Below are 20452 nucleotides of genomic sequence, written 5' to 3' on the forward strand. Positions count from 1 at the left end.
GGAAAGCCCGTCGCGCCCAGGTGCGCTCCTACGAATGGGCGTACCGAGACGCGAGCCGCGCCGCGCAATCGCTCCCTCGACAGCACCTGCCCGCCAGCGCCGATGGCCGGCTGTCCCTGCCAAAGACCGCAAAAGACCCCGCCACCCCGTAGGAGCGCACCCGGGCGCGACGGGCGTTACCGAGAATGCCCGTCGCGCCCAGGTGCGCTCCTACGGATGGGCGTACCGAGACGCGAGCCGCGCCGCGCAATCGCTCACTCGACAGCACCTGCCTGCCAGTGCGGATGGCTGGCTGTTCCTGCCAAAGACCGCAAAAGACCCCGCCACCCCGTAGGAGCGCACCCGGGCGCGACAGGGCGTTACCGGGAAAGCCCGTCGCGCCCGGGTGCGCTCCTACGAATGGTTGTGCCGAGACGTGAATTGGGCCGCGCAATCGCTCCCTCGACAGCGCCTGCCCGCCAGCGCGGATGGCCGGCTGTCCCTGCCAAAGACCGCAAAAGACCCCGCCACCCCGTAGGAGCGCACCCGGGCGCGACGGGGCGTTACCGGGAAAGCCCGTCGCGCCCGGGTGCGCTCCTACGAATGGCTGTGCCGAGACGTACATTGGGCCGCGCAATCGCTCCCTCGACAGCACCTGCCTGCCAGCGCCGATGGCCGGCTGTTCCTGCCAAAGACCGCAAAAGACCCCGCCACCTCGTAGGAGCGCACCCGGGCGCGACAGGGCGTTACCGGGAATGCCCGTCGCGCCCGGGTGCGCTCCTACGTCTGGTACGTTCCGCGCTGCGCCGGCCACCGCCCCTCATCCTTTGGTCGTACACCGGCAGCGCCCGCTGCGCCGGATCCTCGCTCCAGTCGGCGCCGAGACCCCACCCATCGCACAACACCGTCCCATTCCATACGCCCCCGTAGCGAGGAATGGCAACAGGTGCGTGCGGTACACTTGGGGGTTCACGAATTCACGATGTCGACACACCCGCGGGGTGTGTCCCCCCGGGAGCGCTAATGAACTGGTTGAACGAAGTGCTGCACAACGATCCGAACCCGCTCGAGACGCAGGAGTGGCTCGAATCGATCAAGGCCGTCATCGACGTCGAAGGCCCTGAGCGCGCCCATCAGCTGCTGGAAGGCATGGTCGAGCAGACCCGCCGCGCCGGCGCTTACCTGCCGTTCTCGCCCACCACCGAGTACGTCAACACCATCGCACCGGCCAACGAGGCCAAGAACCCCGGCGACTCCGCGCTGGAGTGGAAGATCCGCTCGATCATCCGCTGGAACGCCATGGCCACCGTCGTGCGGGCCAACCGCAAGCCGGGCGATCTGGGCGGCCACATCGCCTCGTTCGCTTCCAGCGCCACGCTGTACGACGTGGGCTTCAACCACTTCTGGCGCGCGCCCTCGGACACCCACCCGGGCGACCTGCTGTTCGTCCAGGGCCACAGCGCCCCGGGCATCTACGCCCGCGCCTTCCTGGAAGGCCGCATCAGCCAGGACCAGCTGGACAACTTCCGCATGGAAGTGGACGGCCAGGGCATCTCCTCCTACCCGCACCCGTGGCTGATGCCCGAGTTCTGGCAGACCCCCACCGTGTCGATGGGCCTGGGCCCGCTGGCCGCCATTTACCAGGCGCAGTTCATGCGCTACCTGGAAAACCGCGGCTTGATCGAGAAGTCCGACCGCAAGGTGTGGTGCTTCATCGGCGACGGCGAGTCGGATGAGCCAGAAACCCTCGGCGCCATCGCCCTGGCCGGCCGCGAAGGCCTGGACAACCTGATCTTCGTGGTCAACTGCAACCTGCAGCGCCTGGACGGCCCGGTGCGCGGCAACGGCAAGATCATCCAGGAACTGGAAGGCGTGTTCCGTGGCGGCGGCTGGAACGTCATCAAGCTGCTCTGGGGCGGCTACTGGGACGCCCTGCTGGCCAAGGACACCAATGGCGTCCTGACCAAGCTGATGATGGAAACCGTCGACGGCGAATACCAGAACTGCAAGGCCTTCGGCGGCGCCTACACCCGCGAGAATTTCTTCGGCAAGTATCCGGAGACCGCGGCCATGGTCGCCGGCCTGTCCGACGACGACATCTGGCGCCTGAACCGTGGCGGCCACGACCCGCACAAGGTGTACGCCGCCTACCACCAGGCCGTGAACACCAAGGGCATGCCCACCGTGATCCTGGCCAAGACGGTCAAGGGCTACGGCATGGGTTCGGCCGGTGAGGCGCTTAACCCCACCCACCAGACCAAGAAGCTGGACGACGCGGCGGTCAAGCACTTCCGCGACCGCTTCAACATCCCGGTGACCGACGCCCAGCTGGAAGACGGCCAGGTGCCGTTCTACCACCCCGGCGAAGACTCCCCGGAAGTGCAGTACCTCAAGGAACGCCGCAACGTGCTCGGCGGCTTCCTGCCGCAGCGCCGTCCCAAGGCCAGCAAGTCGTTCGTGGCGCCCACGCTCGACAAGTTCGAGCGCCTGCTCAAGGACAGCGGCGAGCGCAGCTATTCCACCACCATGTCCTTCGTGCAGAGCCTCAACATCGCGCTGCGCGACAAGGAACTGGGCCCGCGCATCGTGCCGATCGTGGCCGATGAGGCGCGCACCTTCGGGATGGAAGGCATGTTCCGCCAGATCGGCATCTATGCCCCGTTCGGCCAGAAGTACAAGCCGGTCGATGCCGACCAGCTGATGTACTACCGCGAAGACCAGACCGGCCAGGTGCTGCAGCAGGGCATCAGCGAGCCGGGCGCGATTGCCTCGTGGATGGCCGCCGGCACCAGCTACTCGGTCTCCGACGTGCCGATGCTGCCGTTCTACATCTACTACTCCATGTTCGGCTTCCAGCGCGTGGGCGACATCGCCTGGCAGGCAGCGGACATGCGCACGCGTGGCTTCCTGCTCGGCGGCACCGCCGGCCGCACCACGCTCAATGGCGAAGGCCTGCAGCACGAAGACGGCTTCAGCCAGGTCATCGCCGGCTCCATCCCGAATGTGCGTAGCTACGACCCGACCTTCGGCTTCGAAGTCACCGTCATCATGCAGCACGGCATGAAGGCGATGATGGAAGACCAGATCGACGAGTACTACTACATCACCCTGATGAACGAGAACTACGCCCACCCCGGCATGCCGGACGGCGCAGCCGAGGGCATCATCAAGGGCATGTACCTGCTCAAGGACGCCGGCAAGCCCAAGAAGGGCGAGTTGCGCGTGCAGCTGCTGGGCAGCGGCACCATCCTGCGCGAGGCCATTGCCGCGGCCGAGCTGCTGGACAAGGACTTCGGCGTCACCGCCGACATCTGGTCCTGCCCCAGCCTCAACGAAGTGCGCCGCGACGGCTTCGACGTCGAACGCTGGAACCGCCTGCACCCGGAGGCCGAACAGCGCAAGCCCTACGTCACCCAGCTGCTGGAAGGCCGCCAGGGCCCGGCCATCGCCGCAACGGACTACGTGCGCGCCTTTGCCGACCAGATCCGCGCCTTCGTCCCGATGACCTACACCGTGCTCGGCACGGATGGGTTCGGTCGCTCGGACACGCGTGCCAACCTGCGCCGCTTCTTCGAGGTGGACCGCTACTACATCGCACATGCGGCGATTGCCGCGCTTGCTAAGGATGGCAAGATGACGGGTAAGGATGTTGCCCGGGCGATCAAGCAGTACAAGATTGATCCTGAGAAGGCGAATCCTGTTGGGGTTTGATTGATCTAAGCCGCTTGCTTTTACATGGTGGGAGACGCAGATTCAAACACTGCCTAGACCGCTAAAGTATCAATGACTTAATTTGTGGTCATTTGATGAATGGCAGGGTGGAAAATGTCCTGAAGAGAACCGCCCCTGAGAAGGGGTGGTTTTTTGTGTCTAGCTTTCTGCTATGGGTATCAGTAACTAGGTCAACAGTTGGCTATCCACTACCAGCACTGATGCCGGCGTCCTTTTCGATTTCGCGGGTACGGCCACTTGGTCGGTACAGAGCATACCCTTAGACAGTCCGGGTATAGTGTTCATGCCGACATGCGAACAGGGGGTTCCATTTGCCAGAGATGACGCCAGAAGTAAGGAGCGATGTTGAGGCCCGCTTGAACTGTTACCTACTCACTCGCGAAGGGTACGTTGGGCCGAAATTCGTTGATTCGGGTGGATCTGCCGCTCTCTACCGCGTCGAAACTCCATGGGGTCCAAGGGCTATCAAGGTCTACGACCCTGCGTTTTTAGTCGGTCCAACCTTCGCAGCCGAGAAAAGGCGGCTGGAATTGCAGCGTGCGTTAATTGGCCATGCCTGCCCGACATTGGTTGAAATTCTCAGAGTTGACGAAGCGGACGGTACAGCTTTCGTTGAAATGGAGTTTCTTGAGTGGCCGCAGCTTAAGAGAGTCCTCGGACAAGTGCCAGACTCCTCAGTCGCGGTACTAATTAAGCAGCTAGTAGAGGCTGTCACTTATTTAGAAAGGCTCGATATTGTGCACCGCGACATTAAGCCAGAGAATATCCACGTTTCTCCGGACTTCAGCGCCCTCAAGCTCATTGATCTAGGCGTCGCGCGTGAGTTGGTACTCAACGAAGAGGAGGCCGTTTCTGCTACTGACCATGGTGCTCTCCGTCCCTTCATAGCCACGGCTCAATATAGCTCGCCAGAGTATCTGTTCCGGCTAGATGCTCCCTCTCCAACCTTGTGGAAAGGTTTATCTCTGTATCAAGTAGGGGCCGTACTCCATGACCTCATTGTGAAATCCCCACTATTTCAGCAAGAAGTGAGTCTTGGGAATCGCTGGTTAGTTGCACGGGCAGTCTTGAGTCGTGTACCGAGCTTTCCTGATGCTAATCCTACGCGGCTTGCGGCCTTCAAGGCCTTGGCGGCACGATGTCTTGTGAAGGACCTTAGCACGCGCCTAAGTCTGGTGGATTGGTCTGACTTTGACTTAGAGGCATCAACTGATCAGTTGTCCACACTGCGTGTTCGGCTAACCAAGGAAGAGGGCGCTGCTGGTTTGCATGCACATGTCGCGAACGATTCACGACTAGCTTTCGAAAGGTCGGAGTTCACAAAGCGATTCTGTGAGTTAATCCGAACCGAGCTAACGGCCGTTTGTACAAACAAAGTTCCGTTCACACTTAAGCAATCTCAAATCAACTCAACGAACAAGTATGTCTTTGAATTTGCCCTCGGTACTGACTGTCAGTTGCAGGTCATTTTGTACTTTTCTTGGCAGGATGGCCTTCAACGTAAATCCGCCGATGTTGGGGCGTCTGCCGTGCTGCGGGTTGGCGGTAGTGTACAGGTGGATGCACTTGAGAGCTTCATTATCTGCGTTGCAACAATCAATGAAGCTGAAGAAGTCTCCGCATATGCTGTAGCCTGCAGTCTTGCTGCGGCGTTAGGAAAAGCACTCGATATAACTGAGTCTTCACCAGATAAGAGTATGTTGAATGGCATCGATATTGGCACATTCGCATTCTCAAAAGCCTAGGGTAACCGCGAATGGATACGAGCTGGTGGCGGAAGAAAGATGAGTTGGACGATGAGCAGAAGGCTTTTATTCTTGTTCCTTCGGCGGGAAGGTTGATGCTGGAGGGGCCTCCAGGGTCTGGAAAAACAAATCTGCTACTTTTAAGGGCGCAGTTCATAGCCGGGCAAGGCGAGAAAAACGTACTGATCATTTCATTCACAAGGTCGCTCGCTGACTTCATGAGAAGTGGGGTTGAAGGCAAGGGACTAATTTCGGGTGACCAAGTTCGCACTTATCATTCTTGGGCAAATGAACACATTCGCCAATATCTTGGTGAAGCACTCGTGTATGACGGTAATGAGTTCGATGACGAGACAAGAGTGCGTGCGTTAAGCCTTGTTCGTGATGCTAGAAGCAAGCTCCCAGCAAACAAGCTTTATAGCGGCATATTTGTTGATGAGGCACAAGACTTCTCGGTTGACGAGTTAGAGTGTCTGCTTGAGCTCTCGGATAAAATTTGTGTCTGCGGAGATGTTCGGCAAGGTCTATACGAGAAGGATGGACTCTCTATAGCGGATAAGCTCGGCTTGCAGAGGTTCACTCTTAAAAAGCACTACAGAATTGGTCAGCGAGTCGCGGAAGTTGCAGATAGAATTCTCCCACCAGTTGACGGTGGCGATACGCTATCCGCTACTGCCAACTACAAGGCGAAGACATACGGAACAGCAACTGCCAAGATGCATGAGTGCGACAGCAGGGATGCGCAATTCGATAAAATGTGTGGCCTGATCTCTGTTCAGCTAGATGCATTCAAAGGCGATAGTATTGGCATATTCTGCGGTCGAAAGAATAGTGCAATTGAGTTGATGGAGCGTTTCGTCGGAACAGAATTTGAGGATAAAGTTTGTTTGCACGGCTACGGCGGAGGAGGCTTTGGCGGTGATAAGCTTATTCATATCATGACAATGCATGCAGCCAAGGGGACTGAGTTTAGGGCTGTCCATATTTATGGTGCTGAGGAATTGAATAAATTTCCGCTCAACCGCAGGAAGTTGGCATATACTGCAGTAACTCGAGCAAAAACTGCATTGAACGCATATCGAACAGGACCAACAAGTCATGTGCTGGAAGCCGCGTTTGCAGAACCTACACACATGGACCTTGACGCTCTCTTTTCTGAGGGGAATTCATGAGTTGGCACGATTTAATATGGTACTCCGCCAGCAAGGATGATGTGCCAGCTCTCGCGTTTGGGGAGGTAAATGCGCGAGGAGGTGGTTCGCCTACGCCGGACGACCTTCTGGGGGCGGGCGTTACTGTCGGGTATTCTCGTGAAGGGGTGCAGTCGCGAGACTATTATCCGCCATCCTTGTTTGTCCTTCGAGACAAGGAGATCCCAGAAGTTCTTTCATGGTTGAAAGTATATGCTCCTGAGTCTTTTCCGCTAAGTCAGTTCGCCCGTGTAATTTCAAATGATGATTGGAAGGCTGTTAAGAAATACGCTGGTAGCGAGGTCGATGCTCGCGCGGATAGGTGGGCTTGCGTTGTTCTCGGGGAAATTCTTGCTCAAGGAGAGATAGATACAGACGTTTCATCGGTGCCTCTGTCTCGTGCTTCTGCGTGTTTCTCGACAGCCATAGCGCGGGCAGACATGGCTTATGGCCGCTCTGAACTTCTTAAGATTTGTAGCGAACGGCTCCGTAGTGTCGAAGCAGATAGCCGTTTCTTAAGGCGGCAGGTAGTGAGCACTGAGCTGCATTCCATATGGGCTCTAATAAGCGCGGATGTTGGAATAGGGAATCACATCCGAGACATTGTTGAATTGGTGCTGAGTGCAGCGGCTAGTTATGCAACAGGCGTCGATGGGGGGCGAATTGTTCCAAAGATTAGTGGCTTCCCAGAGTTGTTCGGAGATTCTGCTGAGGAAAGAGTACTTGCCTTCCAGCGGCTGGTTAAAGCACTCGATGTTGACTTGAATCATGGTTCAAGCAAGCAGCTTGCCGCCGCGACTCTTGCTGCGGGCGCATTTCTTGTAGGTAGAGGAACAAGTCATTCCTTCCTGCTACGCAAATCACCGATATTTGCCCCTTTAGCTTTTGTTTGGTTTGGGCTCATGGCTTCACTCCTTGGTGCTAACGGTTGGGACACCCAGTGGTCGAGGGCGGTCAAGGGTGTCGAACGCCAGCTTAGAGGTAAGCTCCGCTTGGATGAGCCCTCTGTCTGTGATATCTGTTGGATGGAGTATGCATGGCTTTCACAAACGTTTAGCGGGATACAAGTGTTATCAGAAGTAGCACGTTTAGCTGCACGCACACTATCAATTGAAATTGTGCCGGGTGCGGTTTGCCAGTTTCGCCTGGCTATTGAATTAAAAATTGCAGAGCCTGAGCAACGAGCACGTCCGGATAATTCAGTTCGTGAAATCGCGCTAAAATCAGCTTTGGAGCAGTTTCTCAGATTGGCTGATCGTACTCATCACCTACTCGAGCGCGGAGAGGTGTCGGGCGGCGGGAAAGCTCAGGCAAGCCTTCCGTTCAATGAGCAGCAGCTTGAAAAGAAGCGATTACCAGCGAAGGCCGGGCGTTCAAGGCGACCTGCTAAGAAGCCATCGGAATAACCAAATAACGGGGTAAGGTTCAGTTATCGCAATAACGGCGCAATAACGGGTCCAGGTTCAAATAACGGGGTCAGGTTCACTTATCAATCGACGGCGCTCGGCTTGCGTGGTCGATGCGCGGGCCTGACGCCCGCAAAGCGGCGGGTCTTGGCTTCGACGAGTAACGGGGTCAGGTTAACTTATCAGTCGGCGGTGTTCGGTTTGCGTGGCCGATGAGCGGGCCTGACGCCTGCAAAGCGGTGGGTCTTGGCTTCGACCATTGCGCGGAAGGCGTCGTGGCCCAGGGCTCGCTGCTGCTGTAGGTGAAGGCGAATGCTGGTGAGAAGAGTAACGGGGTCAGGTTTACTTATCAATCGACGGCGCTCGGCTTGCGTGGCCGATGCGCGGGCCTGACGCTCGCAAAGCGGCGGGTCTTGGCTTCGACCATCGTACGGAAGACGTCATGGCCCAGGGCTCGCTGCTGCTGCAGATGAAGGCGGGTGCTGGCGAGCAGTTCGTCGGGTAAGGCTTCATCGAGCAGGGCGCGGTAAGCGTTGGATCGCTCAGTCGGGTCGTTGCCAAGCGCAAGCCAGCAGGGGTGTGGCGTCAGTGCGGAGTGCCCGCGCTGGCCTAGATTGGCCGGGCAGCTGGACCAACGATACGACGCAGGATCGTCGGTCAGGCGAGCGCGCACTGGGTTGAGCTCGATGTAGCGATAGCAGCGAAGCACGTAGTCAGTACTGTCCACGAGGCAGGCTTTTTAGCGTCCCTCCCATAGCGTACCGGTGCGCCCGTGGCGGCCATTGAACAGCGCGACGTAGTTGCGCCCAAGCCTTTGCATCAGTTGCCCGATCCGTCCCGCTGCAGGTGGCGTGATCAGCAACTGCACATGGTTGTCCATCAATACATAAGCATGCAGCTGACAGCCTGTGGCGCGCAGGGCCTCATGCAGCAGGTGCAGGTAGCGCAATCGGTCGCCATCATCCAGAAAGCACGGCAAGCGGTTGTTCCCACGCTGCACGATGTGCTGCGGGATGTCGGCAAGGTCGATACGCGGAAGTCTGGCCACCTGGGAAGACTCGCAGCAAGGTATTGGTTCTGACAGCGAGGACACCCTCCCCAAAGGTAAGGCCGCAGCCTGAAATTTGCGTAGGAAGTAAACCTGACCCCGTTATCGCTGTTAGCGTAGGCGAATCAGCAGGCCCTTGCTTTGAGCGTCGCGTGGAGGAAAACATAGCTGGGCCTGCGCTGCGGACCTGAATAATGGCGGATTACGGTTATATCGTTCTTATGATTGAACTAAAAGGTCAACGTCTCTTCGGTGTCTGCGTAGACCAGTACGACCTTTCCCCCTGCATACGGTACGGTGACCTTCGGTGTCCATGGCTCAGATGGTGGCATGGCAGCTTTCGCCATGGCATCACATTTTTCGTTGATGCCGCATCTGCGAATGGCGATACGTAATACGCCGTGGTCATTCGTAAAATCGACACCCGGAGAATAAAAGAGACTTTCGGCAGGCATGTGATAAGTGATTTGAAGTGAGTTGCCCTCTGCTTTTTCGATCTTGACCGGCTGGACGTCATTCTTCTTGTAATCAGAGCGCCTGTTTCCTGCTGCGCAAACAGTAAAGGTTAATAGTGCGAGTAATGCCGTAGCAGAGATGAGCCTAATTTTTGTATCCATGTTCATATCCAAGGATAGTTTGATACGCGGAAGTCTAGCCACATCGCAAGCTTGCGGCCAGGCGATTGTCTAGGTGATGATAGACAAGCGGTAATGGCGGCTAAGTCCACTTTAAGAAAATTCATGCCGTCTTTCAGCCTTAAATGCGTCTATCGCTGGGCGGCACCGCGTGCTCTAAGCTGGAGACTCAATGATCTGTGCAGCGAGAGCGATATTCAGATAAAGTTTTAACATTGTGAAATTCTTGAATCGACCTTCTTTGGCGGCAGGTCTAGGTGCCGCAGTTTTCGATTTCCACATGCCGAGGGCGATAATTCGGTCATCCTCTTTTATGCTCCTTAACCAATTCTGATCTGGAATCCAAATGCTCACTTCCAGGCCCACTCCATGCGTGTCGTCATTAGGATCGGGCTTGTATCGATTCATTCGAAGGTTAATTACATTTTTTGAGGGGTCGCCGTTGATTGCGAGGCGAACAGTACTGACTTGCCCATGAATTGCCAGCGGATGTTGAATGGTGTTTCTTGTTATCGCGTTGAATGCATCCAAGTGTCGCTCTGTCTCATAATAAAACTGGCTCCAAGAGATCTTCACGTTCCCCTCAAAAACCAGTTCTAGGTGTTGCTCAATGTCTTGGTCACTTGCGCATAAGGATCTGAGTTTTAAAACTCTCCGGGCAGAATTTATATAAGCTGGCAGCCGGTTGGGTCGGGATACGAAGGATTTGCTTCGAGCAATCCCTTGAGCATTAGGTCTGCTAAAATCTGACGAGCTAAGCGCTTCGATAGCTTCTTTGATCATGACGAGTCGCATGCGAAATCTATTGTTGAGAAGACTCTCAACCAGACCTTCAGATGTCATCGCTAAATTCTTAATTTCTTCGTCCACACCATATGGACAGGGCGGTGTGTGTATTCCCTTGGGAAGCAGGCGAAAGTAGCCTTGAACAAACACGGATTTGTCATGCATTTCCCTTGTGTGTGGGGGGTTGTGCGTAACGGGAATTTTGCAGTACTCACAATGTAAAGGCTCTGCACCTAGCCCTTTTTGATAATTGCTTGCCTCCCATTTTTTGTTGTTCTGGTCGAAGGCTGTGCTCATTTTTATGCCCATCTGCTAATCCCGGGTAAATAAGTGTGGATAGGGTGAATTTGGTTCGTTGGGGTTATCTTTAAAATCTGTGGCTATGCGCGTTGCCATGTGTGCTGATCTACTTAGATTAATTAGATTGGCCGGCATCTATTAACGTGGCATCGAGAAGGTTTCACAAGGAATTAGGTCGTTTGTATCGTCGGGCGACTTTAGGGAATCATTGATGCGCTTGATCCAAATCTCGCCGGCATCGGCTGCCTTTTTCTCTGCATCGCAGCGCCACAAGCTAATGAACGCACCAATCCCGCACAGTGCTGCCGCAGTTGCGTAGAGCCATTGCAAGAGTCCGCTAGCGTGGGCCGCGACATAGATTGCGCCCATTGCCATGGATGCAAGCAGGAAATAGCGCACCAAAGACCAGCGGTGATTCAGCCATCTGCGAACTGCGCGCTTGTGCCGAGTGTGAGCCCAGCGCACCATTTGGGTGTCTGAGTCGTAATGGTAGAACTCCCAGATCTCCGAAAGGTCCATCAATGCCTGGCTGCAGTGTGGGTGGCTCAGAGCGGTGCGGATGACATGAGCAGGTAGCGGTTGTCCATAGAGATGGCGAACGGTGACCTCAAGCCACAAGTTGTCATCTGCGCGTTTGGGGTCCCAATGCTCAAGGAATTCCCGTCGATGTTGACTTCGTCTGCCATGAAGATCGAACAGGCCGCGCGTTGCATAAATGATGAGCGCGAACAACACGATTGGGATGAGTAGGCCAGGGCCGCCGGCAGCGATCATATCCTTGAACATTCACCCCTCCTCAATGAGCGTGAAGACCACGATGGTCGGCGAAGGTGCGGACGCAAGATCGCAAGCTGACGTCGCGTCTGCAGATGCCGACTCCGCGTTCAGTTCGTGACCGGAAGGGCCGCGATCCTGGAGACACCAGGCAGTCGCTGTGTATAGAGCTTGGCCATGTCATCGGGGTTGACCACATGTGCAAAGTGCTCGAGGCCGATGGTCAGGAAATCACCATGGCGGCCATCGCGCTTGATTCCCACTTCAACGGCCTTGAGCGCGCTGATCCAATACCAGGAGACGTTGTCATTGTCCTCGCCTCTGTAGGCGTACCAGAGCGGGATACGGAACATGCGCTCGAACGCGACGGCTTTCAGCAGCTCTTTCTGCAGGCTTAGCGTGAAGCAGGGCGAGCCGTCCCACTCCTTCAAGTCGAAGTTTTTGGCGTCTACGGCAATCAGTCCGATGGAGTCGAGCAGGACCATGAAATCCGGTCGCTTGATCTCGCCTGTGAAGAGCGGGGCGAAGCTTTCCCTTGCTTGGCAGACCGCAACGTAGGACAGGCCAGAGTCGCCAAGCCACTTGCAGAGATCCGTCTCCCCGATATCGCCTTTCTCCTTGATTGCCTCCTTGGTACCTACAATTGACTCAGAAATTCTTCGCAAGATTGACATGTCGTTCCTTCAAGTGGAGCGGAGCGCGGTATACCGAAAGCAGCAAACCATTGCATCGGTCGCAATGCACAACTCCTTGAGAACAGATCTTCGGTTTTGCGATACGAGTCACTGGCTGGGCGATCGATGCCAAGCATTTGAGACGGGCTTTCCCTATGGGCGCGGAGTCAGGCAAAGGCATTGTGTGGCTATTGACACGCCACACCTTGCACTAGCAATCTAGACACAAGGAGCGTCGAAACTCCTCAGAGAGCGGTTCCCACCTCCGTCAAACCGGTGGGTTTTTTGTGCCTGCATCCTGCAGGGACAAGCCGACGCAATGCCTGCGTCGGGAGGGCGGCTAATACAACACCCGCAAGGGAAATACGCCCGCCGGCTCTCTGCGGTTTCGAACCTCCCGACATCCCGTCGCCGTTGGCGGCGGTTCTTGGGTTGTTCCAGGAGGGCGTTGCCATGTCTACCACATCATCCAGGCCGGCATCTGTGTCGGTTGATCAATCGCCAGCCTCTGCTCACCGCCTGCATTGGGATGTGGGCGAGGTGCTGCGCCGGCGCGCCGCACGCGCAGCTGTTGAGCAGGCGAGCGCCCAATCCGCGCATCCGCTGAGTTGCCAGCCCGCTGTGTTGCCGCACACCTTGCGCCGCCGGCCCGCACGCAGTGCCGTGGCGCTGCAGCAGTGCGTCGCCGCACCCATCAATCTCCGCCACCCGGAGGCACCATGACACGCCGCCGCCCACCCACGGCATCTGCCAGCGCACGGCCCACCCGCACACGTGCGCGTTCCACACCGCCCAAGCGGGTGCAGTGGGTCGTTGTGGAACCCGACCGCAGCAAGCTGCCACCGATGCTGCCGCCCGACCCGGACGCCTCGCCGCAAGGCCCCGGCACGCTACGCGCACCCCGCCGCGCCCGCCGCCCGCGCCAATGCACCGTCAGCTACACCCATTACCCCGGCGCCCACGACCACGCCGGCGACCAGCACGTGCCCCACGTCCGCCTCAGCGGCCTATGGCTGGAACAACTGGGCTTTGCCATCGGCACCAAGCTGCGTATCACCGCCAGCGCGGGGCAGCTGTTGATGGAGGTGTTGCCGCCGGTGGGAACGCCGGCAAAGTGACCTATCGCGTGTCGCTTAGGGCCGCCTGCCGCATTCATGTTCAGTCGGTGCGCGGTTCGTCAATCGTGCGGTCCAAGAACGACTTGCGGTGATTGCTGCCTATGCCTGATCCAAGATCATTGACGTGTTAGATTTCAGCGACACTCTTAGCGCAGGACCAGAGAGATGGCCCTTCACCTTGGGGAATCCCTTGGCAGGCAAGGCAACAACGGACGTAGTGACTCACCTCGGGCAACGTTGTTAGCGAGTGCGCTGCTGGCACTATGCACCCTTCATGCGGGATGTGCCCCGAGCACTCCACGCGATCAGTTAGCCATAGCGGCTGCAAAGCCCTCCGCTGAAACCAGGAGCAAAGACGTGACGGAGCGCCTTAAACAAGACGTCGATCGTTTGATCGCAACAGACTTCCAGGATGTCGCCGCCGTCAGTACTCAGCTCCAAGCTCAATTTGGACCACGGCACTTAGACGGAGAAAGAGAGCTTCGGGTAAGCGAGCAAGGCGTGCTGGCAGGTGAAAAGGTGCAGCATGTTGAGTTCATTAGTGCAACAGATGATCCATCGCGTGGGAAGTTGGTTATCGATTTCTCGCCACCTGGTCCGGGTTTTATGGAGTCTCCCTGGGTAGACGCTATTCCTTACCCACCTCGTCCAGATGCGCGAGATTCCAGGGCCTATTGGGAGATGACAGTTAAAGGCACTAAGGTCATCTTTGGTCTGACGGAAGACCAGTCACACCTAAGTTATATCTCGATCAGCAAACTTTGAGATAAAGTTTGATGAATCAAGCAAGGGAAATGCGTGATGGAAAGTAATGAAGAACAAAAATTTCCACAGCCGAAACAGGTAGGTGCACCATCCAATGGCGCGCTGCCGGCTTCTCCGCTGAAGGATCCAGCATTAGCGCCTCTAATTAGCTCTTCGCCTACACTCCAAGCAGGCCTTTCTCAGTTCAAACGCGATGGCATAGGCGTTGATTGGGGCAGCGCGGGTGGAGGTACTTACCTGGATCCAGGTAAAAAAGTAGTGATTGACCAGGACGCAGCTGGCAAAGGCGAACGGATCGCCAGATCACTATCGCATGAGATTGGACACCATGGTTTCGCTGAGCCTAAAGATTATTCTTCCAAGCAAGCTTATGTGAACAACATGCTGCGCGGCGAAGCAGCTGCAACGCTCAGTAACGCACTAGTCCGACGTGAGATTCTGAATCATCAGGGGCCGGATATCGGTATTTCTGGAAGCGGCACGAGGCCGCAGCAGTACGAGGCAATTGCAGATCAGCAAATGGCAGGTCGCATCACACGCGATGCTGCATTGAACCAGATTGCCCAAGTCTTCAAGACGGAACAACCTTCGGTCGCTCCAAGTAAGACCTACGAACAATATTATGGCGATTACTACGACAAACACATCGTCCCCTGGAAGCTTAAACAGGGGCGGCCGGAGCCCGGAGCCGTTGGCGACATCACTACTTCTGATGTGAAGCAGGGTGGACTTGGACCCGAATCACATCCGGCATCACCGAAGACCGCGTTGTTGCCCTCACAGCTAGGCCATGCGGACCACGCGCTTTACCAGCAGATCAAGGGTGGCGTGACGCAGCTCGACGCCCAGCACGGCAAAGAGTGGGACGGGGCAAGTCAGCGCATGACTGCCAGCCTGCTCGCGCTGGCAAAAGAGGAAGGGTTGTCGCGGGTGGATCATGTAGTGCTCAACAACCCAACAGGTCAGCTGGCCGGCGGCGAGAAGGTCTTTGTCGTCCAGGGCGCCCTCAACGACCCAGCACACCAGCGCGCGCACATGCCGACGGTGGACGCCGTGCAGGCACCAGAGAACCAGTCGTTCGATCGCCTGCAGGCAATCAACCAGACTCAGGCCCAGGCACGCGAACAGCAGCAGGCGCTGGAGCAGTCGCAGCAAGCTGTTACTCAGACAGGACCATCAATAGCGCGCTGAGACATTCCATGTCGTTGGTATTGCTGTCACTGTGTGCGACTGACTTGTTTATTGTGTCGTTGATCCACCTTCACAGAGCTGTAATCAGATGGGCGACTCCTCAAAATCCAATGTAGTTGTCTGATCGAAATCTCCAGGACTTCCTCGGCAGGCGTGGGCCGGAATTCGTTAGATGGGGGCGTCGCTATTCCTGTAAGGATGCGTGCGCTTTGTGCTTCTGGTAAAACATCGCTCTACCGCAGGAAGGAGCCGCGCCGTATGTCATTCGCTATCTTCCGTTCTTACGTTTCGGCATCGGCCGCAGTGGTCGTTGCCACCTTTGCAGGATGCGCCATGACCGAGCCGCCAATCTCAAAAAAACAGTTCTCCGAGCATGTTGTGACGCTGCTGGCCGGCAAGGACTCGGCTGTGGTTGAGGCCGGGACGCTGACTGATTTCGCCTGGAAGACGTTGTGCTTCGAGCGCGACGACAGTTTGTTGCTCAAGTTCGATCAGGGCGGGGAGACATCCGTGCTGCCGCTGCCTTATGAAGAGTTCTTCGTGGATGAGGCACATGTGGCCAATTCCCTCGAGGATAGCTGTGTGACGCCATCCGATCGCATCCTGATCAAGAAGAAGTATCCGGGCTATCAAGGGCCTATCGAGTTTCAGAAGGCAGCGCAGGGAGGCTGAGCCATGGTCGATATCACCGATCCGAAGGGCGCGAAGCGTGAGATCGAGCAGGAAGCGTATCGGCACTACGAACAGCTGAGCGGCATCACCTTGGCAAAGCGCCCCGATGGCACATTCCAGTCGCAGGGGCACAACGACGAGCTCGACGCCTTCCGGCATGCGTATACGAGCGGCCGTGTCACCCAGCTTGCATTAGGTCAGCAGTGGATCGCGCGCAAGTTCGGTGATGATGCCGAGATCGGGCCGGCCCATCCAAATGATCCCTACGAACATCGCATGGATCTATGGAACAACGAAGCCGGTCGCCGGCTTGGCGATCAGACCTCAGGGCAGGATGAGCTGGCGCGACAGGCCTACGCTGCGCTGCGCCAGGGCGATCTTGCGACCGGTTTGAACGATCCGCGGCTCAGGCAGCTGTTTCCCGACGATCCACGCCTGGCGCGGCCCCAGGGAGATCCTCAGCGTGATCTTGTGACCAGCGGCGATGTTGACCGGATCAACAAGGATGTATCGCGCCTGCAGGACCAGGCGCATGACAGGTTCCCAGACAAGCATCCGGATCGTGCGTATTTCAATACGCTGCGTGGGCAGCTGCCGGCATCCGTTTCCGATACCAAGGTTGCCGAGGTCATGATTGCCGCAAAGCAGGCGGGTGTGGAACGGGTCGACCAGCTCGCAGGCGCCGTCCTGCGTGACGACCACATCTTCGTGTCTGGCAAGACGCCGGGATTTCGTGCGCAGGTAGACGCGACCACTCCGGCACCTGATATGCGGCAGAGTGTTTACACCGCCGATCAGCACAATGCCGTCCAGGCCTACGACCAAGCGCAATCACAGGCTGCACAACAAACACCTGCGCCTGGACGCTAGGCGGCTCAGTGGGAGGCTGGTGGTAGGTGCTGCCGACGTGATGCCTTCGACGGCTCAGTCATCAAGGGAAGGCCGGCGCGCGCCTGTTGACGCGTGATGTCTGGTCCCGGTAATGGTCAACGCGTGACGCTCACCGCAATGCCGCACGCGCCGCCTGCAACGAATCGGCAAACAGGTCGACGGCGCGCTTTCCCTCGTTGTCCTTGATGGTCTTGTCAGCACCCCTGGCCAGGACAAGCGCGTAGTTGGGCGTGCTCTCATCGTTGCTTTCCTGTTCGGCGGCGTAGTGCAGCAGGGTGCGGCCCCTGGCGTCGCGCGCGTTGATGTCGATCCCCAGGCTCAGCAGAAAATCGAGAAAGGCCACTTCCTTCGGGAAGGTGTGGCGCGGTAGCCAGTGACGGGCGGTGAGGTTATGCAACAGGGTTTGCTCGCCCGGTTGCAGGGCCTGCGGGTCCAGCCCCTTGCTCATGATCAGGCGCACCAGGTCCGGCTGGAAGCAATAGGCCAGCGATGAGCGCCCATCGGCCGCGTTGCGGGTGGCATCGGCGCCCAGTTCCAGCAGCGCGGTGATGGGGCTGTCGCCGGCTAGCGTGTGGGACAGCAGCGCCGATTGCAGCGGGGTGTAGTGCAGGGAGTCGTCAGGGTTTTGCGCGATGGCCTGTGCGTTGATGTCGGCGCCGCCGGCGACCAGCACGCGCACCTTTTCGCCGGTGCTGGCGGTGTGCAGCGGCGTGGTGCCGTGGATGTCGCGCGCATTGGGATCGGCGCCGTGCGCCAGCAGCACGCGTGCGGTGGCCACGCCGCCCCAGCCGAGCATGGTGGTGCCGTTGTCCCAGCGTGCGTCCGGGTCTGCGCCGGCGTCCAGCAGCGCTTCCAGCATCTCCAGATAGTCCTGCAGGCTGAGGTGGTTGCGCAGCTTGTTGTCGACGTCTTTCACCGCCTCCTGGCTGGCCTGCTGCAGGGCGCGTCTGGCGGCGCGATAGCGCGCGCGGGTCTGTGCGTCCTTGGCTTGGGCGATCATGGCATCCAGTGAGTCGAGGCTGCCGATGCTGGTGCTGTCGATCAGGTGCTGGCGGTATTGCGCGCGGGTCATCGCGGCGATAGGCCCGCGGGTGACCACCAGGTCGTGCAGCGGCCAGTAGCGCTGATTGGTCCAGCCGTTGACGCGTGCGCCGTGCGCGATGAGCCAGCGCACGGTGGCCAGCGTGCTGTGCTTGACCGCGGTATTGAGCGGCAGCAGCCGTGTATTGAGCGTTGCGCCGGCCTTGAGCAGGCGCTCGATCATGGCCGTGTTGTCGTGCCGGGTGGCGTAATTGATAGCGGTGGCAAATTCCTGATCGGTGGCGATGTGCTCGCTCAGCCAGTCGCTGTCCGGCGTGCAGTCGGGGACGGCGCCTGCCAGCAAGGCCGCCTCGATACCGACGAGCGAATCGGCACGTGCCGCATCCAGCAATGCGCGATCGGCCGCGCTGCGCTCCACCACCGGCAACTGCGGCGTGTCGTTGTCGGGCTGTGCCGGGTCGCGCTGCAGCCAGGCCAGCCACGCCTTGGCGCCCTCGTTGCCGGCGTCGAGGTAGAAGGTGTCGTTCTTCTGGCCGATGCCAAAGCGCATCCACGAGGCCCATTCGGTGCCGGCCATGCCTAGCGCCGACATCTGGGTGATGAAGGTAAACAAGTCCGGCGCCAGCGCCAGGCCGTGCAGCATCTCCAGCTCGTGCGAGAAATAGCGCACCGGTTGCCTGGCCGGATCCGCATGCGTGGTGTCGATGGTCAGCCAGTCGCCGTTGATGAGGGTGTAGAAGGCGAACTGGTGTTCCCACAGTGCGGGGCTGTTGGGTGCCTCGGACAGGTCGCGCGTGGCCAGTTCCCGCTTCCAGTCCAGAAACACCGGCAGGGCCATCGTATCGATATGCGTCAGGCTCCACACCGCGTCGCGGTTGCAGCTCATCGACGGCAGGTCTTGTTGTTCCATCGCGCGCAGGTGCGAGGGCACAGACCAGCCGAAGCTCACTTGCGCCGACAGCTCGCGCAGGACATGGCGCAGTTGTGCGGGGATCGGCATGCGGTGGCGGCGTTCTAGCGCGACCAGCTGCCGCTCGGTCGCAGGCGGGGCGATCCGCAACGGCGTCACCTGCCAGTGGCGTTTGCGGGCGATGGCTTCCATCCAGCGCCATTTCGCCTGCCACTGGGTCCAGCGTGTGTGCAGGGCGGTGTCCTGCTTGGCGCAGGCGCCGAGTACGCCCGCTGTGGCCACGGCGAGGAGGCCGGCTTCGAGAAACTGACGACGGGTGACCTTGCTCAGGTGCGGTTCCTCGCAGAAGGCGGAAGAGACAGCTGCGTGCGGGGCAAAGGATAACCCGCGAGGGGATCAGCGCCCGGCAGCAGCAAAGCGCGAGCGGTACACCAGGACGCGCCCCCGGAATGCCTGCAGCGCAGACCTTGCGCTCTGTTGCCTGGGCTCGATAATCGGCACGACACCGTGCGGCGGCTGCGATACATGCTGCCTGCAGCCAGATGTGGCTGAACTGCACCGGTGCGGGAGCAACGTCAATCCACGGAGGATGCAGATGCCATCGACATCGCAGATGGAAGACAGGTTCACCCCGGCTACGCGGCTGTATGCCCTACTGGCGCGCGACGGGGGAAGCGGTGTGATCTTCCGGCGCGGGCCCAGCAAGCAGGTGCAGTTGATCGCCTGGGACTTGCGTACCGATACGTTTGCCCACGGGCAATGGTTCAAGGGCCGTATCTACGAACGGCGTTGCGATCTGTCGCCGTCGGGGCGGCTGTTGGTGTATTTCGCGGCCAAGCACAAGGGCGATTTCGGAACCTGGACTGCGCTGTCGCGCCCGCCGTTCTTCACCGCGCTGGCGCTGTGGCCTAAAGGGGACGCGTGGGGTGGTGGCGGCGTGTTCGAGGACGAGCAGACGCTGCTGTTGAATCATCGCCCGCAGGCAGGCCGCGAGCCGTTTCCGTTGCCGACCGGCTTCGGTCTGAAGCACGGGATGACGGTGCGGCCAGTCGGGCAATGGTCGGGCGGTGGCGAAGACGAGCCGATCGACAGCATGTTGCGGCAGCGCGATGGCTGGCGAACGATCGACACCGGTGAGGGCCAACGCGGCGGTTTGCGAAGCGGAGTGCTTTATCGCTTTGCGCGGCCACGCGTGTGGGAGAAGGACGGCAGTGGCGGGCGCCGACTGCAATCGGCGTTGCATGCGGTGGGGACCCGCAACGACGCCTGGTATGCGCTGGATCACCGCGTACTGGATCGCGAGGGCGTCGTGCTGGTGGACCTGCCCGGGACCGACTGGGCCGACTGGGACGGCGGCGACCTGGTGTACGCGCGGGGCGGCTGCCTGTATCGATTGTGCAAAAGCGATTTCCGGCGCTGTCCCGAGGAGGGCGAGCAGGCGGCTCGGCTGCTGCATGACTTCAGCAAGGCGCGGTTTGCGCCGGTGGCACCACCGGCGGAGGCGCTGCGCTATTGAGCCAGCGCTGCGCGAGAGTGGCGATCCAGGCTGACGTCCGGCGTCAATGCCGGGTTCGTGAGCGGTCGGCAGGCGAGCA

At 58.7% G+C, this 20452-nt stretch carries 17 protein-coding genes; 10 read left to right on the forward strand and 7 right to left on the reverse strand.

What is annotated here, in order from left to right:
• Positions 1-1002: 1002 nt before the first annotated feature.
• The 4 genes from aceE to FHY19_RS17615 all read left to right on the forward strand — a co-directional run bounded on the left by aceE (position 1003) and on the right by FHY19_RS17615 (position 8052).
• Positions 1003-3690 carry a pyruvate dehydrogenase (acetyl-transferring), homodimeric type gene (gene aceE / locus FHY19_RS17600; protein ID WP_259167496.1) on the forward strand — a complete coding sequence of 896 codons (2688 nt, stop codon included), beginning with the start codon at positions 1003-1005 and terminating at the stop codon, positions 3688-3690.
• A gap of 341 nt (positions 3691-4031) precedes the next feature.
• The gene (locus FHY19_RS17605) at positions 4032-5456 is read left to right on the forward strand and encodes a protein kinase (protein WP_259167497.1); all 1425 of its coding nucleotides are present in this window, start codon (positions 4032-4034) and stop codon (positions 5454-5456) included.
• A gap of 11 nt (positions 5457-5467) precedes the next feature.
• Positions 5468-6628, forward strand: a complete 1161-nt coding sequence (locus FHY19_RS17610) for an ATP-binding domain-containing protein (RefSeq protein WP_259167498.1) — start codon at positions 5468-5470, stop codon at positions 6626-6628.
• Positions 6625-8052 carry a hypothetical protein gene (locus FHY19_RS17615; protein WP_259167499.1) on the forward strand — a complete coding sequence of 476 codons (1428 nt, stop codon included), beginning with the start codon at positions 6625-6627 and terminating at the stop codon, positions 8050-8052. The genes FHY19_RS17610 and FHY19_RS17615 overlap by 4 nt, the downstream gene beginning before the upstream one ends.
• Before the next feature lie 349 nt (positions 8053-8401).
• On the opposite strand, the gene FHY19_RS17620 is transcribed toward FHY19_RS17615, so the two are convergent.
• From FHY19_RS17620 to FHY19_RS17645, 6 genes are all read right to left on the reverse strand, one after another.
• Entirely contained in the window at positions 8402-8779 is a 378-nt protein-coding gene (locus tag FHY19_RS17620) for a transposase (protein ID WP_259167501.1), read from the reverse strand.
• 12 nt (positions 8780-8791) lie between these two features.
• On the reverse strand, positions 8792-9100 hold the full coding sequence (locus FHY19_RS17625) for a transposase (protein ID WP_259167502.1): 309 nt from the start codon (positions 9098-9100) through the stop codon (positions 8792-8794).
• A gap of 230 nt (positions 9101-9330) precedes the next feature.
• Positions 9331-9717, reverse strand: coding sequence for a hypothetical protein (locus tag FHY19_RS17630; protein ID WP_259167504.1), 387 nt, complete (start codon positions 9715-9717; stop codon positions 9331-9333).
• Between the two features lie 174 nt (positions 9718-9891).
• Entirely contained in the window at positions 9892-10818 is a 927-nt protein-coding gene (locus FHY19_RS17635; protein ID WP_259167505.1) for a hypothetical protein, read from the reverse strand.
• A 141-nt stretch (positions 10819-10959) separates the two neighbouring features.
• Positions 10960-11607 (reverse strand): hypothetical protein, encoded by a 648-nt coding sequence (locus FHY19_RS17640; protein ID WP_259167506.1) that lies wholly within the window; start codon positions 11605-11607, stop codon positions 10960-10962.
• A 98-nt stretch (positions 11608-11705) separates the two neighbouring features.
• Positions 11706-12269 carry a hypothetical protein gene (locus FHY19_RS17645; protein WP_047128025.1) on the reverse strand — a complete coding sequence of 188 codons (564 nt, stop codon included), beginning with the start codon at positions 12267-12269 and terminating at the stop codon, positions 11706-11708.
• 719 nt (positions 12270-12988) lie between these two features.
• Here FHY19_RS17645 and FHY19_RS17650 point away from each other — a divergent pair.
• From FHY19_RS17650 to FHY19_RS17670, 5 genes are all read left to right on the forward strand, one after another.
• Positions 12989-13387, forward strand: a complete 399-nt coding sequence (locus FHY19_RS17650) for a type I toxin-antitoxin system SymE family toxin (RefSeq protein ID WP_259167507.1) — start codon at positions 12989-12991, stop codon at positions 13385-13387.
• A 357-nt stretch (positions 13388-13744) separates the two neighbouring features.
• Complete coding sequence (locus FHY19_RS17655; protein ID WP_126970062.1) at positions 13745-14152, forward strand: hypothetical protein; 408 nt, start codon at positions 13745-13747, stop codon at positions 14150-14152.
• 36 nt (positions 14153-14188) lie between these two features.
• A complete protein-coding gene (locus FHY19_RS17660; RefSeq protein WP_259167510.1) occupies positions 14189-15343 on the forward strand; it encodes an XVIPCD domain-containing protein in 1155 nt (384 codons plus the stop codon).
• 258 nt (positions 15344-15601) lie between these two features.
• Positions 15602-16015, forward strand: coding sequence for a hypothetical protein (locus FHY19_RS17665; protein ID WP_259167513.1), 414 nt, complete (start codon positions 15602-15604; stop codon positions 16013-16015).
• Between the two features lie 3 nt (positions 16016-16018).
• Positions 16019-16885 carry a hypothetical protein gene (locus FHY19_RS17670; RefSeq protein ID WP_259167514.1) on the forward strand — a complete coding sequence of 289 codons (867 nt, stop codon included), beginning with the start codon at positions 16019-16021 and terminating at the stop codon, positions 16883-16885.
• A 130-nt stretch (positions 16886-17015) separates the two neighbouring features.
• Here FHY19_RS17670 and FHY19_RS22395 read toward each other — a convergent pair whose 3' ends face one another.
• On the reverse strand, positions 17016-19139 hold the full coding sequence (locus FHY19_RS22395) for an ankyrin repeat domain-containing protein (RefSeq protein WP_259167515.1): 2124 nt from the start codon (positions 19137-19139) through the stop codon (positions 17016-17018).
• A 313-nt stretch (positions 19140-19452) separates the two neighbouring features.
• Between FHY19_RS22395 and FHY19_RS17680 the strand changes: the two genes are divergently transcribed.
• Entirely contained in the window at positions 19453-20373 is a 921-nt protein-coding gene (locus FHY19_RS17680) for a hypothetical protein (protein ID WP_259167516.1), read from the forward strand.
• Positions 20374-20452: the final 79 nt, after the last annotated feature.

It is taken from the genome of Xanthomonas sp. 4461 (genome assembly GCF_024806475.1).
GTDB lineage: Bacteria > Pseudomonadota > Gammaproteobacteria > Xanthomonadales > Xanthomonadaceae > Xanthomonas > Xanthomonas arboricola_F.

Bases quoted from the DNA above. Each gene is read 5' to 3' on its own strand.
- aceE (WP_259167496.1), top strand. From the start codon at position 1,003: ATGAACTGGTTGAACGAAGTGCTGCACAACGATCCGAACCCGCTCGAG.
- FHY19_RS17605 (WP_259167497.1), top strand. From the start codon at position 4,032: ATGACGCCAGAAGTAAGGAGCGATGTTGAGGCCCGCTTGAACTGTTAC.
- FHY19_RS17610 (WP_259167498.1), top strand. From the start codon at position 5,468: ATGGATACGAGCTGGTGGCGGAAGAAAGATGAGTTGGACGATGAGCAG.
- FHY19_RS17615 (WP_259167499.1), top strand. From the start codon at position 6,625: ATGAGTTGGCACGATTTAATATGGTACTCCGCCAGCAAGGATGATGTG.
- FHY19_RS17630 (WP_259167504.1), bottom strand. From the start codon at position 9,717: ATGGATACAAAAATTAGGCTCATCTCTGCTACGGCATTACTCGCACTA.
- FHY19_RS17635 (WP_259167505.1), bottom strand. From the start codon at position 10,818: ATGAGCACAGCCTTCGACCAGAACAACAAAAAATGGGAGGCAAGCAAT.
- FHY19_RS17640 (WP_259167506.1), bottom strand. From the start codon at position 11,607: ATGTTCAAGGATATGATCGCTGCCGGCGGCCCTGGCCTACTCATCCCA.
- FHY19_RS17645 (WP_047128025.1), bottom strand. From the start codon at position 12,269: ATGTCAATCTTGCGAAGAATTTCTGAGTCAATTGTAGGTACCAAGGAG.
- FHY19_RS17650 (WP_259167507.1), top strand. From the start codon at position 12,989: ATGACACGCCGCCGCCCACCCACGGCATCTGCCAGCGCACGGCCCACC.
- FHY19_RS17660 (WP_259167510.1), top strand. From the start codon at position 14,189: ATGGAAAGTAATGAAGAACAAAAATTTCCACAGCCGAAACAGGTAGGT.
- FHY19_RS17665 (WP_259167513.1), top strand. From the start codon at position 15,602: ATGTCATTCGCTATCTTCCGTTCTTACGTTTCGGCATCGGCCGCAGTG.
- FHY19_RS17670 (WP_259167514.1), top strand. From the start codon at position 16,019: ATGGTCGATATCACCGATCCGAAGGGCGCGAAGCGTGAGATCGAGCAG.
- FHY19_RS17680 (WP_259167516.1), top strand. From the start codon at position 19,453: ATGCCATCGACATCGCAGATGGAAGACAGGTTCACCCCGGCTACGCGG.